The 14,720-nt window shown below is 55.6% G+C and carries 14 protein-coding genes; 5 read left to right on the plus strand and 9 right to left on the minus strand.

The features are described 5' to 3' along the window. Position 1 precedes the first annotated feature (1 nt). Positions 2-1,198 carry an aromatic amino acid transaminase gene (locus LVD14_RS13430; protein WP_237134567.1) on the plus strand — a complete coding sequence of 399 codons (1,197 nt, stop codon included), beginning with the start codon at positions 2-4 and terminating at the stop codon, positions 1,196-1,198. A 58-nt stretch (positions 1,199-1,256) separates the two neighbouring features. Here LVD14_RS13430 and LVD14_RS13435 read toward each other — a convergent pair whose 3' ends face one another. From LVD14_RS13435 to murJ, 3 genes are all read right to left on the minus strand, one after another. After that, positions 1,257-1,694 (minus strand): universal stress protein, encoded by a 438-nt coding sequence (locus LVD14_RS13435; RefSeq protein WP_237134568.1) that lies wholly within the window; start codon positions 1,692-1,694, stop codon positions 1,257-1,259. A gap of 335 nt (positions 1,695-2,029) precedes the next feature. Then, positions 2,030-3,103: a 3-deoxy-7-phosphoheptulonate synthase gene (locus tag LVD14_RS13440; RefSeq protein WP_237134569.1), complete on the minus strand. Its 1,074-nt coding sequence runs from the start codon at positions 3,101-3,103 to the stop codon at positions 2,030-2,032. A gap of 72 nt (positions 3,104-3,175) precedes the next feature. Beyond that, positions 3,176-4,765, minus strand: coding sequence for a murein biosynthesis integral membrane protein MurJ (gene murJ / locus LVD14_RS13445; protein ID WP_272907285.1), 1,590 nt, complete (start codon positions 4,763-4,765; stop codon positions 3,176-3,178). Positions 4,766-4,909: 144 nt separating this feature from the next. On the opposite strand from murJ, the gene LVD14_RS13450 reads away from it, so the two are divergent. Continuing rightward, entirely contained in the window at positions 4,910-6,139 is a 1,230-nt protein-coding gene (locus LVD14_RS13450) for an NRAMP family divalent metal transporter (RefSeq protein WP_237134570.1), read from the plus strand. A gap of 33 nt (positions 6,140-6,172) precedes the next feature. On the opposite strand, the gene LVD14_RS13455 is transcribed toward LVD14_RS13450, so the two are convergent. Continuing rightward, positions 6,173-6,643 carry a Dps family protein gene (locus LVD14_RS13455; RefSeq protein ID WP_237134571.1) on the minus strand — a complete coding sequence of 157 codons (471 nt, stop codon included), beginning with the start codon at positions 6,641-6,643 and terminating at the stop codon, positions 6,173-6,175. A 173-nt stretch (positions 6,644-6,816) separates the two neighbouring features. On the opposite strand from LVD14_RS13455, the gene rpsT reads away from it, so the two are divergent. Beyond that, positions 6,817-7,083, plus strand: coding sequence for a 30S ribosomal protein S20 (gene rpsT / locus LVD14_RS13460; RefSeq protein ID WP_237134572.1), 267 nt, complete (start codon positions 6,817-6,819; stop codon positions 7,081-7,083). A gap of 102 nt (positions 7,084-7,185) precedes the next feature. Here the strand turns inward: rpsT and proB are convergent, their stop codons facing one another. The 4 genes from proB to rplU all read right to left on the minus strand — a co-directional run bounded on the left by proB (position 7,186) and on the right by rplU (position 10,237). After that, positions 7,186-8,310, minus strand: coding sequence for a glutamate 5-kinase (proB, locus tag LVD14_RS13465; protein ID WP_317622195.1), 1,125 nt, complete (start codon positions 8,308-8,310; stop codon positions 7,186-7,188). A gap of 11 nt (positions 8,311-8,321) precedes the next feature. Further along, positions 8,322-9,494 (minus strand): Obg family GTPase CgtA, encoded by a 1,173-nt coding sequence (gene cgtA, locus LVD14_RS13470; protein ID WP_237134574.1) that lies wholly within the window; start codon positions 9,492-9,494, stop codon positions 8,322-8,324. Between the two features lie 155 nt (positions 9,495-9,649). Then, a complete protein-coding gene (gene rpmA / locus LVD14_RS13475; protein ID WP_237134575.1) occupies positions 9,650-9,907 on the minus strand; it encodes a 50S ribosomal protein L27 in 258 nt (85 codons plus the stop codon). A gap of 18 nt (positions 9,908-9,925) precedes the next feature. Continuing rightward, a complete protein-coding gene (gene rplU / locus LVD14_RS13480) occupies positions 9,926-10,237 on the minus strand; it encodes a 50S ribosomal protein L21 (protein ID WP_237134576.1) in 312 nt (103 codons plus the stop codon). 250 nt (positions 10,238-10,487) lie between these two features. Between rplU and LVD14_RS13485 the strand changes: the two genes are divergently transcribed. Then, complete coding sequence (locus tag LVD14_RS13485; RefSeq protein ID WP_237134577.1) at positions 10,488-11,453, plus strand: polyprenyl synthetase family protein; 966 nt, start codon at positions 10,488-10,490, stop codon at positions 11,451-11,453. A 124-nt stretch (positions 11,454-11,577) separates the two neighbouring features. Continuing rightward, positions 11,578-13,446: an acyl-CoA synthetase gene (locus tag LVD14_RS13490; protein ID WP_237134578.1), complete on the plus strand. Its 1,869-nt coding sequence runs from the start codon at positions 11,578-11,580 to the stop codon at positions 13,444-13,446. Here the strand turns inward: LVD14_RS13490 and LVD14_RS13495 are convergent, their stop codons facing one another. After that, complete coding sequence (locus LVD14_RS13495) at positions 13,447-14,676, minus strand: tetratricopeptide repeat protein (RefSeq protein ID WP_237134579.1); 1,230 nt, start codon at positions 14,674-14,676, stop codon at positions 13,447-13,449. Between the last annotated feature and the right edge of the window lie 44 nt (positions 14,677-14,720).

Genomic DNA, 14,720 nt, shown 5'->3' on the forward strand with positions numbered 1-14,720 from the left:
CATGTTCCAAAACACCAAAAGCCTGCCCGCAGATCCGATTCTTGGCCTGCTGGCCGCCTATCGCGTTGACAGCAATTCACACAAGATTGATCTGGGTGTAGGCGTTTACAAGGACGAGAACGGCAACACGCCGGTGATGCGTGCCGTGAAGGCTGCGGAGCAGAAACTGCTGGAAACCCAGGACAGCAAATCCTATGTTGGCCCGGCTGGACAGGAAGCATTTAACCACCTGACCGCCGGTCTGGTGCTTGGTGATAGCCTGCGCGAATCTCTGGGCGCTCGACGCGTGACATTCCAGACGCCGGGAGGCTGCGGTGGTCTGCGCCTTGGTGCCGAGTTCATTCAAAAGGTTAAACCTGGCGCCAATATCCTGGTCAGCGATCCAACCTGGGCCAACCACATTCCCCTGCTGGGCGAAGCCGGCCTGCAGATTGAGAAGTACCCCTACTACGATTACCAGCAACACGCGATTCGCTTTGACGACATGATGCAGGCGCTGCAAAAAGCCGGCCCGGGCGACCTGGTATTGTTACATGGCTGTTGCCACAATCCCTGCGGGGCAGATCTGGATCAGGATCAGTGGCGCAGTGTCACCGATCTGGCAGAAAAGAACGGCTTCACACCGTTTATCGATCTGGCTTATCAGGGCCTTGGCGACGGCATTGATGCCGATAGTTTTGGTGTCCGGCTGATGGCTGAGCGGCTGCCGGAATTGATCGTGGTCAACTCCTGTTCAAAGAACTTTGGCCTGTACCGTGAGCGCACCGGTGCCTTGACGGTAATCACAGACAATGCCGACGCCACCCGCGCCGCTGCCAGCCAGATTGCGGCAACCGCCCGCGGCATTTACTCAATGCCACCGGACCATGGCGCAGCAGTTGTCACAACAATACTGCAGGACTCTGCCCTGAAACAGGACTGGGACCTGGAACTGAAAGAGGTTCGTGAGCGAATCAATGCGCTGCGCTCCGAGTTGGTCAACGCTTTGACTGCAGAGGGCGTAGACCGGGATTTCAGTTTCATCGAACGCGAAAAGGGCATGTTCTCGTTTTTGGGGCTGAGCGTTGAGCAGGTTCGCAGCCTGATTGACGATTACAGTATTTACCTGGTGGACTCCAGCCGTATCAATATCGCTGGCATCAACCACAGCAATCTTGCCTACCTGACTCGTGGCATCGCAGAGGTGCTGACTCGATAAGTTCGAGCCAGCACAATCCAGCAGCTACTTACTGTTTAGTCGAGGACTGCTGGGCTGTTTAGACGCGGACGGTCAGGATATCGCAGGGTGTGCCGTGCAGGACGGCGTTTGCGGTTGAGCCCAGCATGGCCCTGACCGGGTTCTGGCCGTGGGTGCCAATTACGACCAGATCAACGCCCAGCTTTTCAGCCAGCGCCTTGATTTCGGTAGCTGGTTTCCCTCGCAGAAAGTGTATGTGATCTGCCTTGACGGATGGAAAGCGAACAGCCAGCTCGGCAGTCATTTTCTCAGCCACCTGAGCCTGGTGGTCCTGCTGGACTTTTTCGAAGTCTGCCATGTTCAATTCGAATGAGTAGCTGCCCAGCAGGGGCTCGAATACCATTACAACATCGACCTGCGCATTACTGTCGGCAGCAATAGCCAGGCCTTTGTCCACGATCCTGGCTGATTCATCGGAACCATCGACGGCAATCAGTACTTTCTTGTATCCAGCCATGTCTGCTCTCCTTTTTTAAGTGTCCACCCTTTGAGGTGTAACTTCATCATAGTGAAAAGCTTGAGGTCGATCAATTTTTGCAGCGTTCCTGCAAATCTGTTGCTGAACTCGTTGATCCAGATCAATTCCGGCAGTCCTCGGTGGTATCAATATGACATCACCGACAGGCAATTAACCGGAGTTAAAAAATGGAAGACAAGATTGTATTGCGCAACATGGGCATCGCTATTGGTACTATCGCACTGGTCGCGGTGATGCTTATTACCATTTCCACGCTGCTGGGAAATGCAATTGGCTGAATCCGGGATGCGTCAGGAACTGTTTGCCAGGGCCGGTTATCGACGCCCTGGCAATACGGGTTTCAGCGCTGCCGCCAGATTACGCAAGGCAGCTTCCGTTGCTGGCCAGTCGATACAGGCATCGGTGATTGAAACGCCGTAGCGTATTTCTTCCAGATCATCGGGAATGGGCTGATTACCTGCGTGAATATGACTTTCCAGCATCACACCGATAATGGACTGGTTACCATCCACGATCTGCTTCGTTACATCCTCCAGCACCGACACCTGACGCTCATGCTGTTTGCTGGAATTTCCGTGACTGCAGTCAATCATGATGTTTTCTCTGATCGCAGCCTTGCGTAGCTCCTGCTCACAGGCCTGCACATGCTCAGCCTGGTAGTTGGGCTGCTTGCCACCACGAAGTATGACATGACAATGCGGGTTGCCTGAGGTCCGAAACGCCGCCACCTTGCCTTCATCAGTAACGCTGATAAACGTGTTGATGGCAGACGCTGCGCGAATGGCGTTCACGGCAACAGTCAGACCACCATCAACGTTATTTTTGAAACCCACGGCTGAGGAGATACCACTGGAGAGCTTGCGATGAGTGGGCGATTCTGTGGTACGGGCGCCAATGGCTGTCCAGCTCACCAGATCCTGCAGATACTGCGGGGAGATCAGATCAAGCGCTTCAACACCAATAGGCAGTCCCAGTTCATTGATATCCAGCATCAATTGTCGACCGATGCGCAAACCATGCTCGATGCGATGACTGCCATCAAGATAGGGATCGTAAATCAGACCTTCCCAGCCCACGGTTGTGCGCGGCTTTTCGAAGTAGACGCGCATCACAATCATCAGTGTGTCTTTCAGTTCTTCGGCGAGTGGCTTGAGAAGTCTCGCATAGTCCATCGCCACCTTAGTGTCATGAATTGAGCAGGGGCCAACAATCACCAGCAATCGCTGGTCGTTGCCGTCCAGAATATCCTTGACGCTCTTGTGCCCGTACAGCACCGTATCGAGCGCCCTGCCCTGCAGTGGCATTTCTTTCTTCAACTGCGCTGGCGTCGGCAGCTCCTCGCTGGCAATGATATGCAGATTTTCGACCTGAATTGCGGATTTGGACATGTTGGACTCTCAAGCAAATAGTTGTCTTTTGCCAATAATGAAGGCAGGTGGGGCCTGTTTCAAGCGCGTGAATCAGGCGTGACGACGAAAATGCGCCACGCGCATCCCGGTCATAAACAACATCAGTGCGTATAACGCCATGCCGCCAAAACACAATAAGGCCATCACGCCCGCCTGGTGCCAGGTGCTCCACACAAGCCACTGCTGCCAGTCACCCGCCAGCCAGACCAGAAACAGGCACATCATTGTGTTGGCAAACGCTACGCGCAGCGCAAAGACCAGCCACCCTGCCTGGAACTGGAACACCCCCTCTTTGCGCAAGCCTGCCAGAAGCAGTCCGGCATTGAGAAAAGCAGCCAGGGATGTCGCCAGCGCCAGACCTGTGTGGGCCATATCAAAGACGAACACCAAAATGACATTCAGCACCATGTTAACGACCATCGCAACAATGCCGATTCGCACTGGTGTGCGGGTATCCTGGCGGGAGTAAAATCCCGGCGCAAATACTTTGATAGCCATGAAGGCGACCAGTCCCAATGAGTAGGCCTGCAGACTACTGGTCACCTGGATGACGTCATTGGTATTAAAGTTATCACTGCCAAACAGGGTGATGATGATCGGTTCTGCCAACAGAACCAGCGCCAGACTGGCCGGTACTGCGATCAGCAGAATCAGGCGAAATGCCCAGTCCAGCAAAGCCGCAAAATCCTCAACAGAACGATCAGCATGTCGGCGGGACAGGCTGGGCAACACAACTGTCGCCACTGCCACCGCAAATATGCCCAACGGCAGGTCCATCAGGCGCTCGGAAAAATACAGCCAGGAGACACTGCCGGCCACCAGCAAGGAGGCTATGAATGTGTCGAACAGAAGATTGATCTGGCTGACTGACACGCCAAACATGGCGGGTATCATCAGTTTGACGATCCGGCTCACGCCCTCGTGGTGACGGATCAGGCGGGGGCGCGGCATCAACTGCATTCTTACCAGGAATGGCAACTGGAACAGCAGCTGACTGATACCTGCGAGCAGCACCCCCCATGCCAGCGCAACTTCCGGCTGGGCAAAATAGGGGCTCAGCAGCAGTGCCGAGCCAATCAGGGAAAGATTCAACAGCGCTGGCGTCAGAGCTGGCACAGCGAAACGGTCGTAGCTGTTAAGTATTGCGCCACAAAATGCCGTCAGAGATATCAGCAGCAGATAGGGAAAGTTGATGCGCAGCATGTGCACAAACAGATCAAATTTTTCGGGATCAGAGGTAAACCCGTAGGCTATTGGCCAGGCAACGAAGGGAGCAGCCGCCACCACGGCGACTGTGATCAGCAGCAGTACCGTGCCCAGATAACCCGCGACGGCATCAATCAGTTCCCGAATCTCTTCACGTGATCGCTGATTGCGATACTCCGACAACACCGGCACAAAAGCCTGATTGAAAGCACCCTCGGCAAAAAGCCGTCGCAGAAAGTTGGGAATCTTGAAGGCCAGAAAGAAGGCATCAGCGCCATCGCCGGGGCCAAATGCACGGGCCAGCACCACGTCACGCACCAGCCCCAGAATTCTGGAGACAAAGGTCATACTGCCGGTGACGGCGCTTGAGCGCAGCAGTCCGCGCTTCTTCGGCGGTGAGGTCCCCTGCGACTGGGACGGCGGTTGTTCAGTCAAAGCTTACTGGTTCCTGTTAGGTCTGTACCGGCGCTCGGCATTCCATTATGCTGCGTCTGGCGCATTATCGCACTGCCGGACACTCCGGCGCACCCACGATCTGCGCTGAACATGACGACTTGGAAACATTAAAGAACAATAACTATGGATACATCTCGAATACTGGAACGCTGGCGTGCAACCGGACCAGGGCTGGTGATGGCGGCGGCCGCGGTTGGTGCTTCACATCTGGTCGCCTCAACCCAGTCTGGCGCGCTGTTTGGCTGGCAGCTATTGTGGCTGATTGTTGCCGTCAACATTCTCAAATATCCTTTCTTCCGCTTTGGAGTCCAATACACCCTGCTGAATGACGAAAGCCTGGTGGAAGGATACCTGCGCAAGGGTCGTGGCTGGCTGATCGCCTTCACCTTGCTGAACCTGCTGGCGGCCGTGGTCAATACCGCCGGTGTCCTGCTGTTGACGGCCAGCCTGCTGCAATATTTCATTCCGGGCAATCTGTCGCTGACGCTGCTCTGTCTGCTGTTGCTGGCGATCTGCCTGTTGATCCTGCTGGCGGGTCATTACCGGGTGCTGGATGGGCTCTCACGTGTGCTGATGCTGGTTCTCACCGTCTGTACCTTCGTGGCACTGGCGATTGCCTGGCAGAACGGACCTATGGCGCCGCCAGATTATGTCAGCCCATCACCGTGGCAGCTGTCGGCACTGGCATTTATTGTTGCCACCATGGGCTGGATGCCGGTACCCATCGAGCTCTCGGCGATCAATTCGATGTGGCTGCGTTCCAAGCAACGGCTGGCTAAAGTCAGCCTGAGCGACGGACTCTTTGACTTTAACCTGGGATATGCGGTTGCCATAGTGCTGGCTGTGGTTTTCCTGGCGCTGGGAGCACTGCTGCAACACGGCACCGAGCAGGAAATTCAGATGGCCGGAGCGGCGTTCGCGCAGCAGCTGGTGGCTATGTACTCGGCAACCATCGGGGACTGGGCACGGCTGTTTATCGCCTTCATCGCGTTCATGTGCATGTTTGGTACCACGCTGGCGGTGCTGGATGGTTATGCCCGCACACTGAACGAGTCATTTTACCTGCTCAGTCGCAAAGACAAAGATCGACCTCGCTGGCCGTTGAGCGCCTGGATTGTTGGACAGTCCGCCGCAGGCATGGCCATCATTCTGTTTTTTCAGACTGCGCTGAGCCCCATGCTCACCTTTGCAATGACACTGGCCTTTCTGACTACGCCTTTCTTTGCCTGGTTGAACTTCAGTCTGGTGAGACGGAATCAAATTTCCAGCGGTATGAATGTACTGGCCTGGGTGGGTATGGTGTATCTGACGGGCTTTGCGCTGGTTTATCTGGCCTGGTACCTGTTCTTCTGAACAGGTACCATACGCCGCAGAACAAATGCCTGCTTACTTATTGAGAGCGCGCAGCATCCACGCAGTTTTTTCGTGAATGCGCATACGGTCGGACGCGAGAGCCGCGGATGACTCGTCATCGCCCTGCTGCGCCAGCTTGACGACTTCCCGACAGGTTTTAACGACCTGCTCATGTCCTTTGGTCAGCAGATCAACCATCTCCTTGGCTGACGGAACACCGTCGACTTCCTTGATAGAACTCAGACGGGCAAACTCTTTATACGTACCTGGCGCGGGTACATCGAGCGTGCGAATACGCTCGGCAATATCATCTACCGCCTGCGCCAGCTCCACATAGTGTTCTTCGAACATCAGGTGCAGCTCACGAAACGACGGTCCTTCCACGTTCCAGTGGAAGTTGTGTGTCTGCAGATAAAGGGTATATGAGTCGGCCAGCAGGCGTTTGAGACCGTCTGCAATACTCTCTCTGTCAGCCTGTTTGATTCCGATATCAATTTTACTCATGAATCATACTCCTTGGGTCATGGGTTCTGTGAAATCACACACCTTGTCTGGTAGCTTAACATATGAGACCAGCCTGATAAGCGTGAATTCGGCCTTGACAATCGGAAGCTGAATCGGCATAGTACCGCGTCTTGAATTTTGCCACACGTTGACAGTATCGTAAGGAGCATCAGTTGGCCAACACTGCACAAGCCCGTAAACGCGCGCGGCAAAATGAAACCGCACGCCGTCACAACGCCAGTTTCCGTTCCATGGTTCGCACCTACATCAAAAAAGTAGTTGCTGCCATCCAGGAAGGCAACTATGACAACGCCACAGCCGCATACAACAAGGCTGTGCCTGTCATCGACCGCATGGCCGATAAAGGTATCATCCACAAGAATAAGGCTGCTCGTCACAAGAGCCGTCTGAACTCTGCCATCCTGGCTCTGAAAGCTTAAAAACCAGCTTTGCAGAACAGCATCGGGGACGCCTCCGGCACTCAATATAGAGTATCCGGCAGCGTCCCGATTTCGTTTTATATTCAGACCGTGTCTTGTCTGTCAGTTGTCTGTGATGACCATGTTATCCCGATGGATCATCTCGGGATCCCCGGCATACCCCAATAAGGTCTCGATCATACGGCTCGGCTGACGCGCCAGCTGTTCGGCTTCGCGGCTGTTGTAGTTAACCAGCCCGCGCGCGATCTCTTGACCAGTCTCATTGACACAGGCGACCACCTCACCGCGGTCAAAGTGCCCCAGCACCGCAACCACACCAACTGGCAGCAGACTGCGACCTGACTCCCGTAAAACTTTTTCGGCACCAGCATCAACGGTCAGCTGACCTTTTACTTTCAGTTGTCCTGCTAGCCATTGCTTGCGCGCGGCCATGGGCTGCTTTTTAGGCAACAATAGCGTACCAATCGACTCACCGGCCGCCAGGCGCAATAAAACGTCGTCTTCCCGCCCAGAGGCGATAATGGTGCGTGCTCCGGAGCGCGCGGCCAGTCTGGCCGCAGTGATTTTTGTGGCCATGCCACCACGACCAAGACTGCCACTGCCTCCAGCCATGGCCAGCAGGCGACGGTCATCAGCCATGGCCTCGGTGACCAAAGGGGCATCTGGCTGAGTGCGCGGATCGGCCTCATACAGGCCTTTCTGATCGGTCAGGATAACCAGCGTATCTGCACCCAGCAGGTTTGAAACCAGAGCGCCAAGCGAGTCATTGTCACCGAAACACAGTTCAGCGGTCGCAACCGTGTCATTTTCATTGATGACAGGCACCACACCCATTTCGACCAGGCCGGTCAATGTGCTTCGGGCATTCAGGTAACGACGTCGATGAGCAAGGTCATCATGAGTGAGCAGTACCTGGGCCGTGTGGACTCCATACTGCTGAAAGCTGGTTTCATAGGTCTGGATCAGCCCCATCTGGCCGACAGCAGCGGCTGCCTGCTGCAGATGAACTTCCTTGGGACGTGATTTCAGCCCCAGTCTGGCAACACCTTCTGCCACGGCGCCGGAAGATACCAGCACAACCTCTATTCCCTGCTTCTGCAGCCCCACCAACTGGGCAACCCACTCACCTATGGCCTTGCGGTCGAGGCCAGTGCCATTATTGGTAATCAGGGAGCTGCCAATTTTGACAACCCAGCGGCGCGAAACCATCGATTCAGATTGCTGCATACTCATTCACGTCAGTCGTCATAATCATCAAAATCGTCGAAATCGTCTTCAGCACTTTGACGTGCTGCCGCATGCTGCGCGCGAGCCCGCTCGACGCTCTGACGAATTTCCAGCTCCATGGCGCGATCGCGCTCTTCCTGCTGCTCTCGATAACTTTCGTCGCCCTGCATCAGTTCGCGGTGTTTTTCGACGGAAAGCATGATGTCATGACACAGCTTCTGACAGCCAGTGCCGCTGATTGCGGCGATACGGTAGACAGGCAGATCCCAGCCCAGCTCATCGATAAATCTTTGCTGTAACGCCAGAATATCCTCTTCTGCCACCAGGTCAGTTTTATTGAGCACCAGCCAGCGCTCTTTGCTGGCAAGTGTCGGGCTGAAACTGGCCAGCTCGTCAACAATCGCACGCGCCTGCTCAACCGGATCCGAATCGTCGAGCGGCGCAGCGTCAACCATATGCAACAGAACGCGGGTGCGCGCCAGATGTTTGAGGAATCGAATACCCAGCCCTGCACCTTCGGAAGCCCCCTCAATCAAGCCAGGGATATCTGCCATAACGAAGCTGCGCTCCAGCTCGATGCGAACAACACCAAGCCCGGGAACCAGAGTCGTGAACGGATAATTGGCAACCTTGGGGCGCGCAGCTGATACCGCGCGCAGCAATGTCGATTTACCGGCATTTGGCATCCCCAGCAGCCCGACATCGGCGATAACCTTCAACTGCAACTGCAGCGTTCTCAGCTCGCCTTCGGTGCCTTTGGTTGCCTTGGTAGGGGAACGATTGGTGCTGGATTTGAACCGGGTATTACCCAGGCCGTGAAAACCACCCTTGGCGACCATAACGGTCTGGCCGGCTTCAGCGATGTCAGCAATAAGCTCTTCGGTATGCTTGTCGACTACCGAGGTGCCGACTGGCACCCGCACATACAGGTCTTCACCCGCCTTACCGGTGCAATTACTGCCCATGCCCTGCTGTCCTGACTCGGCCTTGTAGCGCCGCTGGTAGCGAAAGTCGACCAGTGTGTTGAGATTGGCGTCGCCAACCAGGTAGACACTGCCACCATTCCCGCCATCTCCACCATCGGGACCACCCTTGGGGATGAATTTTTCTCGACGGAAACTCATGCAGCCGTTGCCACCCTTGCCGGCTTCAACGGTTATCTCGGCTTCATCAACAAACTTCACGTGTTTTCCTGTCCCATTCGCTTGTGGGGAAAAATCTACCCATATAAAAAAGCCCTGTCGAGTGACAGGGCTTTTATCCGTGACGCATCATGCCACTGGTCTTGCTAAACCTCTGCTACACCGCCCGACTGGCAGCGTAGCATGAGGACTGCCTATCAGGCAGTGACGATGCTGACAAACTTCCGGCTGCGCGAGCCTTTGACTTCGAACTGCACTTTGCCTTCCGCTGTTGCGAACAGAGTGTGGTCCTTGCCAATGCCTACGTTTTTGCCAGCATGGAAACGTGTACCGCGCTGACGCACGATGATGTTTCCAGCCAGAACGTGTTCACCGCCGAACTTTTTGACGCCCAGGCGTTTGGAAATGGAATCGCGACCGTTACTGGTACTGCCGCCTGCTTTTTTATGTGCCATTTTCTACTCCCGGCCCAATCAGGCCTTGATACCTGTAATACGAACTTCCGTAAACCACTGACGGTGGCCCTGACGCTTACGGTAGTGCTTACGACGATTGAACTTGATGATGGTCACTTTCTTGGCGCGGCCCTGAGCGACGACTTCCGCAGTAACCTTGCTGCCTTCAACGTAGGGAGCGCCGATCTTTACAGATTCGCCTTCACCCACCATCAGCACTTTATCAAAGTCGATTGATTCGCCGGTTGCCACTTCAATTTTTTCCAGCTTCAGCGTTTCGCCCTCAACGACTCGATGCTGCTTGCCACCACTCTCAATAACCGCGTACATAATTAACTCCAGAATTTGGTCACGCCGGGCCCGGCAGAAACTTCAGGCCTGATGCTTTAAGGGCGGGCATTTTACGAGAATAGGAGATTGCAAGCAAGTGTTTGTGCCGCATTAATTGCAGCTTTATGGGATTGAGGCGCGTCAATCCGCTTTTGTCCACTGCAGTTGCTTGACACCGCATGGCAGCCCCCCTAGCATTGCGGCGCATCCCGGCACTTCAACAGCAAGGCAATTCAAAAGCAACATACCCATGCACAATCAGATTCGCGCAACTGTGGCAGACGATTTTGACGCCGTCAATGCGTTCATTGTCGAACAACTGCACTCCCGGGTAGACCTGGTAGAGAACATTGGCCACTACATTATAGGCGCCGGCGGCAAACGTATGCGCCCGCTGCTGGTCTTACTGGCAGCGCGGGCCTGTGGAGCCCAGGACGACCGCCCGGTGAAGCTGGCCGCCGTCATAGAGTTCATTCACACAGCCACCCTGCTGCACGATGATGTGGTGGACATGTCCGCCATGCGTCGTGGTCGCCCGACCGCCAATGAACAATGGAACAACCCGTCCAGCGTGCTGGTCGGTGATTTCATTTATTCGCGCGCTTTTCAGGTCCTGGTTGCTCTCGGCCACCACCAGATCATGCAGGTGATTGCCGATACGACCAACACCATTGCGGAAGGCGAGGTCATGCAGCTTCTGAACAAGCACCGCATTGAAACCTCCGAAGAAGACTACATGCGGGTGATCCGCGATAAAACAGCTGTGCTGTTCGAAGCGGCGGCGCACTGCGGCGCACTGATCGCCGATGCGCCGGAAGCAAGCTGTCAGGCACTGAAGAGTGCCGGCCTGCACCTCGGACTGGCCTTCCAGCTTGTCGACGATGCACTGGACTATGATGGTAACGCAGAGGATCTGGGAAAGAATGTCGGCGACGACCTGGCGGAAGGCAAGCCAACCCTGCCACTGATCCACGCCATGCAACACTGCTCCGAGGATCAGAAGGCTTTGTTGAGCCAGGCGGTGCAGAGCGGTGGCAGTGAGCATCTGACAGAGGTCATCGGCATCATCCAGCAAAGCGGTGCTCTGGAATATACCCGCCGGCTAGCCAATGAGCAGGCCGATCTGGCACGTGCACAACTGTCCGTGCTGCCAGCGTCCGACTATCGTGACGCCATGCTCACCATGTGTGATATGGCCGTAGCCCGCGTCAACTGAGCCATATTCGAACACTACCTGACTGAACAGTAGTTTTTCACGGCCAGGTATGTTAAATCATTTCTGATCGCCCGCGTCCCGACACCTGGACTACAGGACCCGGAAAAAAGGAGATGATAAGAACATGACCCGGCCCATGCTGGACACCCTGGCAGATATAATCGAATTCGAAAAACAACCCCTGGCTAAGCGCTTCCCGTTGACCAATGCCCTCGCCCTGATTGAGGAAAGCGCTGAAAAGTATGGCAGTGATCCTGTCATAGATTTCATCCTCACCGGACGTCGCGACGATCCGTCGGTCACCCTCAGCTACAATGACCTTCTAAGCCAGACCCGGAAAACGGCCAATCTGCTGGGCCATCTGGGCTTACAGGGAGATCAGGCGGTATCCATCATTCTGCCGACCCTGCCGCAGTCTCACCCACTGATACTGGGAAGCCAGGTCGCGGGTATCGCCAACCCGATCAATCCACTGCTGGAGCCAGCCCATATCGCCGAGATCATACAGTCGGCAGGCGCCACCATGGTGGCATGCCTGGCCCCGTCACCACACAGCGATCTGTGGCAAAAGCTGAGCAGCATACTGCCATCTCTGCCTCAGGTGCACACGGTACTGGTGATTCACCACCCGGGGCTGACCGACCCGCATGCCAGCACGGCCCTGCCCGGAAACGTCAAGACCATCGACTACAACAGCGCGGTTGCGGCGCAGCAGGGTGACTCACTGACCCACGCCCGCAAGCTTGACAAAAACACCATCGCCGCCTGCTTCCACACCGGTGGCACGACTGGCAAGCCCAAAATAGCTCAGCTTACACATGGCAACATGGCCTATCTGGGCCAGCTAGCCCGTGTCCTCAACGCCCATCTGGGAAGACAGACGGTACTGTGCGGTCTGCCGTTGTTTCATATCTTTGGCGTCATTATTCTGGGTATCGGAGCGTTCTCGGCGGGTAATCGCATTGTGCTGATGACACCCTCTGGCTTTCGTAATCCCGAGGTAATCAAGAACCTCTGGCATCATGTCGCCCGATTCAAGGCCAACAGCTTCTCTGCCGTGCCAACTGTGCTCGCGGCGCTGTCGCAGATTCCCGTAGGCGACGAAGATATCAGCAGGCTGCGCCGCATCAATTCCGGAGCCGCCCCGCTGTCACCCGCCTTCGAACAGCGCTTTGAAGAGAATTTCAATGTGATTGTCACCAATGGTTACGGCATGACCGAAACAACATCCCTGATCAGCCGTGCCCCGGATCAGCAGCCGCCCGGCAGTGTCGGGCTGCGCCTGCCCTATTCGCAAATTCGTATTGCACATCTGGACGGAGTCCAGGTCACGAAGGATTGTCCACTGGGAGAAAGCGGTGTGGTACTGGTCAAAGGCCCACAGGTGTTTGCTGGATACAAAAGCGAGGCGGATAACGCCGAAGCGTGGATTGATGGGGAGTGGTTCAACACTGGAGATCTGGGTTATCTGGACAAAGACGGCTTCCTTTACCTGACTGGACGCGCGAAAGACCTGATCATCCGCAGCGGGCACAACATCGACCCTGAGACCATCGAAGAACCACTGAATGGTCATCCCGATGTTGTCAGCGCTACCGCGATCGGTATGCCTGACCCGTATGCCGGTGAGTTGCCCATGGCATTTGTTGTACTGAAACCTGGCAGCGAGACAACAGCTGAAGAGCTGCTGACCTACAGCGAAGCTCATATTCAGGAGCGCGCCGCTATCCCCAAACGCCTGGAAATCATTGAGGCCATGCCCATCACCGCCGTCGGCAAGATTTTTCGGCCCGCGTTACGGGAGAAGATTACTTCAATCGTGCTGACCGAACACCTTGAGCGCGAAGGTATCAATGCCAGTGTCAGCGCGCGAATGGATGGCAAAAAAGGCATGCTGGCCAGCGTGACGCTCGATGACCGCACCCAGCAGCCAGCCGCACAGGCACTGCTCGAGACTTACAATGGCCTTCGGAGTGACTTCGCGAACACCTGATCAGTTGGCGACTTCGATGCGGATGCCGGCACTGCTCGAGCGCAAAATGGTGCGACCATCGAGGCGGCGCACCCGGCTCTGGGTTGACCGGTAGGTCTGATCCCCCAGCTCCAGGATGGCGGTTGCCAGCTGTATCGCCTCTTCGGCCGTCTCCTCGTCACCCAGTTGCCGGTAGGTGCTGCCGAGTGCGAAATAGAAGTCTGGCTCCAGATCATTGCGCCGAATGGCGCGCTGAAAATGGGTCAGCGCCTGCTCGAAGTTCTCCTGCTCGAATGCAATATTCCCCTGCACGTAGTGAAAGTAGGGATTGCGCTGATTGTAGGCCTGCACTGCGCGCCGATACCGCTCGGCTTCATCCTCATTACCCTGCATGGAATAGAAACGGGCCAGGTTGTTGATGACACTGGCGCTGCTGCGATTCAGTGATGCTGCGCGCTGATAGCTGTATTCAGCGAGATCAAAGGCTTCCTGGCGGTTCAGAATACTGCCCAGGGTGTTCCAGGCGATATCCAGCTCCGGGTCAGTGACGATGGCGTAACGGCCATACTGCAGAGCCTGCTGCAGGTCGTTCTCCAGCAGACTCTCCACTGCCATATTGTTGAAGTACAGCGCCAGTGCCTCTTCATCGCTGACCTGCTGGGCGGTGTCGCGCTGCAAACGAATCTGCGGTGTAAAATCGACAATGTAGTGGTCATAAACACCCAGCCGACCCAGTGCATTAACGTGCTCACTGAGTATCAGAATCTCGCCCCGCCGGTCCCAGACCGGTCTGACCTGCACTGTCTGATAGCTCACCTGCAGACCAAAGTGCCGTGCCATGGTGATGTAAAGCCCAACCAGTGACAGGCAATTTGCGCGTCTCTCCTGAAAGGCCTGCGCAGCCGTCAGATTGGCTGCATCATCGTACTGGATATTCAGATACTCTGGGTCGAACAGCAACTCCTGCAGGCGACTGACCAGATCCCAGCCCCTAAGCCTCTCGTCTACATGTTCATCGAGATAGGCCTGCAGCGCCGGGTCCATATCAAGCAGCCCCACTTCGGGCACATCCAGGGGTTGATCACCCAGAATGCGCCGCTCCAGTTGTGGATCGGGTTCGAAATCAGGATTGAGGTTGAATACCTGACAGGCAGCCAATGAGACAGCAAAACCTGCCATGGCAACAGATTTCAGGACGCGCCCGGTCAGCGCGGATGGACCTGGTAGTGACAACGATGCTAGCAACTTCATTCTCCTCCCGCCTCTCTCCCCAGAGAGCGGGTCGATGAAAACCG

This window comes from Pseudohongiella sp. O18 (assembly GCF_021729085.1).
In the GTDB taxonomy this organism is placed as follows: domain Bacteria; phylum Pseudomonadota; class Gammaproteobacteria; order Pseudomonadales; family Pseudohongiellaceae; genus Pseudohongiella.

Coding starts and splice junctions, on each gene's coding strand:
- LVD14_RS13430 (WP_237134567.1), top strand. CDS start 2: ATGTTCCAAAACACCAAAAGCCTGCCCGCAGATCCGATTCTTGGCCTG.
- LVD14_RS13435 (WP_237134568.1), bottom strand. CDS start 1,694: ATGGCTGGATACAAGAAAGTACTGATTGCCGTCGATGGTTCCGATGAA.
- LVD14_RS13440 (WP_237134569.1), bottom strand. CDS start 3,103: ATGTCCAAATCCGCAATTCAGGTCGAAAATCTGCATATCATTGCCAGC.
- LVD14_RS13450 (WP_237134570.1), top strand. CDS start 4,910: ATGGATACATCTCGAATACTGGAACGCTGGCGTGCAACCGGACCAGGG.
- LVD14_RS13455 (WP_237134571.1), bottom strand. CDS start 6,643: ATGAGTAAAATTGATATCGGAATCAAACAGGCTGACAGAGAGAGTATT.
- proB (WP_317622195.1), bottom strand. CDS start 8,310: ATGCAGCAATCTGAATCGATGGTTTCGCGCCGCTGGGTTGTCAAAATT.
- rpmA (WP_237134575.1), bottom strand. CDS start 9,907: ATGGCACATAAAAAAGCAGGCGGCAGTACCAGTAACGGTCGCGATTCC.
- rplU (WP_237134576.1), bottom strand. CDS start 10,237: ATGTACGCGGTTATTGAGAGTGGTGGCAAGCAGCATCGAGTCGTTGAG.
- LVD14_RS13485 (WP_237134577.1), top strand. CDS start 10,488: ATGCACAATCAGATTCGCGCAACTGTGGCAGACGATTTTGACGCCGTC.
- LVD14_RS13490 (WP_237134578.1), top strand. CDS start 11,578: ATGACCCGGCCCATGCTGGACACCCTGGCAGATATAATCGAATTCGAA.
- LVD14_RS13495 (WP_237134579.1), bottom strand. CDS start 14,676: ATGAAGTTGCTAGCATCGTTGTCACTACCAGGTCCATCCGCGCTGACC.